Below are 3,902 nucleotides of genomic sequence, written 5' to 3' on the forward strand. Positions count from 1 at the left end.
GTGTGGGCGCTGAGCTGGTGCTGGCTGGAGTACTCGCGGGAACGCGTGTTTCCCGGCGGCTGCTTCTTCCAGAAGGTCTCGCACGAGTACGCCGGCCGTGAGGGCGCCGTGCGCGACGCGCTCCTCGAGGTCCACTGGGAATGGATGAAGCTGCTCGAGGACGTCGTCCAGGCGGCCGTCGAACGCGGCGAGGTCGTCGCGGACGCCAAGCAGCTGGCCTTCGACCTGAACGCGTACTACGAGGCGGCGAACTTCGCGTCGCTTCTCCAGGGCGACCTCGCGGGGTACGACCAGGCTCGTCAGGCCATCCGGTCGCGGCTGGAGTCGGTCGTCGTCGCCGGTACGCCGCTGCCCTGGTGAACGCGGGAACTGTCGGTGGCCGTCCCTAGGTTGGGGCTATGCGGCCTCATGTGGTGGCACAGCTGGCGATTTCGCTGGACGGGGTGACGTCGGGGTTCGACGTCGACCTCGCGCGGTTCTATGCGCTGGCGACGCTGTGGCAGGAGGACGTGACGCTGATCGACGCGCACACGATCGTTGCCCAGGAGAACGAAGTACGCGCGGCTCCGCGGCGCGGCCGACGTGCCGACGGGCCGTTGCTGGCGGTGGTGGACGACCGTGCGCGGGTCCACACCTGGGACTCACTACGAGACCTCGGCTACTGGTCCGACGTACTCGCCCTGTATGCAGACCAAACCCCCGCCCGCCCCGCCGACGCGACCACCCGCGAACTGATCACCGGCTACCAGGAAGTCGATCTAGGAGAAGTTCTGGCAGTTCTGGGTCGGCGGGGTCTGCAGACTGTCCGCGTCGACTCGCCGGCGCTGATCGCTGCGTGTCTGGATCAGGAGCTGGTGGACGAGCTGGCGCTCCTCATCCACCCGGTGCTGGTCGGTGGCGACTCGTGGTACGACACACCTCGCCTGCACCTGCAGCACGCCGGCACCGAGGTCTTCCGGGACGGCGTCATCTGGATCCGTTACTGCGTAGCCATCTGAAGGTCGCGAAACTGTCGGTGGCCGCGGATAGTGTGGGCGGTGATGAGGAAGCAGCATGAGGGGTACGACGAGCACGACGCGGAGCGCTGGGTCGCCGAGCCGGTGAAGCGGCCGGGGCGTACCGCGTTCGCGCGTGATCGGGCGCGCGTGCTGCACAGTGCTGCGCTGCGGCGGCTGGCGGCGAAGACGCAGGTCGTGCTGGCGGGCAGCGACGACTTCGTGCGGAACCGGTTGACGCACAGCCTGGAGGTCGCGCAGATCGGGCGCGAGCTGGCGGCGACGCTCGGCTGCGACCCGGACATCGTGGACGCGGCGTGCCTGGCGCACGATCTCGGGCATCCGCCGTTCGGGCACAACGGCGAGCGCGCGCTGGACCAGGTCGCCGCGGACATCGGCGGCTTCGAGGGAAACGCGCAGACCCTGCGACTGCTGACCAGGCTGGAGTCCAAGACGTTCGACGCCGACGGCCGCAGCGTCGGGCTGAACCTGAGCCGCGCGACCCTCGACGCCGCGACCAAGTACCCGTGGCCGCGGCGGCCGGGGGAGCGCAAGTTCGGGGTGTACGACGACGACCTCGCGGTGTTCACGTGGTTGCGGCCGGGAGTGGGGGAGCGGCGCTGCCTGGAGGCGCAGGTGATGGACTTCGCCGACGACGTGGCGTACTCGGTGCATGACGTCGAGGACGGGATCGTTGCCCACCACATCGATCTGGCCGCGGTCGACACGGTCCGGGAGCCGTACTGGGAGACGGTCCGGCAGATGTATTTGCCGGAGGCAAGCGATGCCGAGCTCGATGAGGGCTGGGCGCGGTTGAAGGCCTTGCAGTACTGGCCGGCAGCCACGTTCGACGACAGCCGGCGGGCGCTCGGCGGGCTGAAGGACCTGACCAGCGAGCTGATCGGCCGGTTCGCGACCGCCGCGGAGCAGGCCACGCACGCGGTGTTCGGCGGGTCGCGCCTGATTCGGTACGAGGCGGACCTGGTGGTGCCGCCCGGGATCCGGACCGAGATCGGGCTTCTCAAGGGCATCGGGATGTACCACGTCCTCAAGTCCCCCGAACGCCAGGCCCGTCGCGCCACCCAGCGCGAGCTCCTCACCGAGCTGGTGGAAGCCCTCTGGAAGACCGCCCCGCGGCACCTGGACATCCCGTTCCAGTCCGACTTCACGACGGCGACCGACGACAACAGCCGCCTCCGCGTCGTAGTGGACCAGGTAGCCAGCCTCACCGACCCCTCAGCCCTAGCCTGGCACCAACAACTCATCCGCTGACCCCGCCAGGCGACTACCCCCGGGCTGCCATCTCCGGGCTGCCCCGCCCGTCGCCAGCCCGTCCAGCACTGTCCAGCGGACGGAGCTGCCGCCGCGGTCCGTTTGAGAGGTGAACCTCTGAGCCGGCCGGTTCACACCCCGCCTGCGGCGGGCGAAGGGGCAGGCTCGGAGGTTCACCTCTCAAACGCTTGAGGTCAGTGGATGGTGGTGAAGGGGAGGGATAGGCCTAGGTGGTTGTTGTCGGGGCTGTTGGTCAGGCGGATTTGGGTTAGTTCGGCGTCGGAGAGAGCCCGGCGGTAGATGCGGACCTCGTCGAGCGAGCCTTGGAAGCGGTTGGCGCCGTCTACCCGTTCGCCTACGTGGATGCCCTGGACGCCGAACTCCTTGCCGGCGGTGACCGAGCCGGCGGGGGCTGGAGTGGAGCCGACCTCGGTGCCGTCGACCAGCAGGCGGAGTTTGCCGTTCACGCGTTGGAGTACGACGTGGTGCCACTGGTTGTCGTTGTACGCCGACGCCGACTGGACCGTCACGTTGAACCGGTCGACCGACAGCAGCGCCCGGATCCGGTTGCTCTCCGGCTCGGCCCGCAACCACACCTGCGGCGTACTGCCGGAACCGGTCCGGTACGCCCACAGGATCGCGTGCGACCCCTTCGTCGCGCCGTACTTGATCCAGGTCATCATCGTGAAGTCGTCCGCCCCGAGGTCGATCGACCGGTCGAACGGTACCTCGACGTAGTCGTCCACCCCGTCGAGCGCGAGCCCGGTCCCGAACTTGCCCTCGGCAACAGTCGCCCCGCCGCGGACGTACGCCGGGTTGTGTGCCGGTCCGACGTCAGGTGTCAGCGGCCCGGGCGCGGGCGGTCCCGGGATACCCGGCGGCGTCCCGTTCGGCACCGACAGGTACGCCTCGTTGAACCGCGCCCAGCGGATCGACTCGTACGGGCTCGCGACCCCCGCCTCGTACAACAGCCCGGCCTGGTCGCCGTCCAACCGGACCATGTCGGAGTACGCCGAAGGGCCCCACCAGAACACCTTGCCCTGCTGCCAGGTGCCGAACGAGTGCGCCTCGTCGTAGGACGATCGGATTGTCAACACTTCGCGCGCCGCGGGATGCGCCGGTGCCGAGAACAGGATCCGGTGGGTGTCGAACCGCAGCAGCGACCCCTGGACGTCCGGCACCACCAGCTGCGGGATCGTCCGGAACGGCTTGTCGAACGTCGCCCCGCCGTCGCTGCTGATCGCGTACGCACGGTTGCCCGGATCCGTCCCGCGTTCCCGGGCGAGCGCGTAGATCCGCCCGTCGTTCAGCTCGACCACGGTCACCTCCTGCGCGATCACGGTCCCGTCGTCGCGGGACGTCGTCGCTCCGATGTGCCAGGTCTCGCCGGAGTCGTCGGAGTACAGCAGATGCGTGCCATACACATGCGGCCCGACCCCGTCGTAGGACTCGAAGTTCGCTCCGACGATCAGTCGGCCGGCGTGGGGGCCGTGCTGGAGCTGGATGCCGTGCATCGGGCCGGTGGCGTACCAGAAGTTCCAGCTCGGGAGCTTCGCGTCGGTGAGTTCGCGCGGCGCGGTCCAGGTGGCGCCGTTGTCGTCGCTGGTCTGTACGTACGGGTCGCGGTCGCAGCCG

At 69.2% G+C, this 3,902-nt stretch carries 4 protein-coding genes; 3 read left to right on the forward strand and 1 reads right to left on the reverse strand.

The window, feature by feature from the left end; translation table 11 throughout:
- The 3 genes from VFF46_RS25820 to VFF46_RS25830 form a co-directional block, all read left to right on the forward strand.
- The coding region (locus VFF46_RS25820; RefSeq protein ID WP_414673090.1) for a TetR family transcriptional regulator C-terminal domain-containing protein at nt 1-360 on the forward strand (360 nt) is incomplete at its 5' end.
- 38 nt (nt 361-398) lie between these two features.
- A complete protein-coding gene (locus VFF46_RS25825; protein ID WP_325039802.1) occupies nt 399-998 on the forward strand; it encodes a dihydrofolate reductase family protein in 600 nt (199 codons plus the stop codon).
- Nucleotides 999-1,040: 42 nt separating this feature from the next.
- Nucleotides 1,041-2,267, forward strand: coding sequence for a deoxyguanosinetriphosphate triphosphohydrolase (locus tag VFF46_RS25830; protein ID WP_325039803.1), 1,227 nt, complete (start codon nt 1,041-1,043; stop codon nt 2,265-2,267).
- 194 nt (nt 2,268-2,461) lie between these two features.
- Here VFF46_RS25830 and VFF46_RS25835 read toward each other — a convergent pair.
- On the reverse strand, nt 2,462-3,902 hold a 1,441-nt coding region (locus VFF46_RS25835), incomplete at its 5' end, for a sialidase family protein (protein ID WP_325039804.1).

Origin of the sequence: Kribbella sp., assembly GCF_035655035.1 — a bacterium.
GTDB lineage: Bacteria > Actinomycetota > Actinomycetes > Propionibacteriales > Kribbellaceae > Kribbella.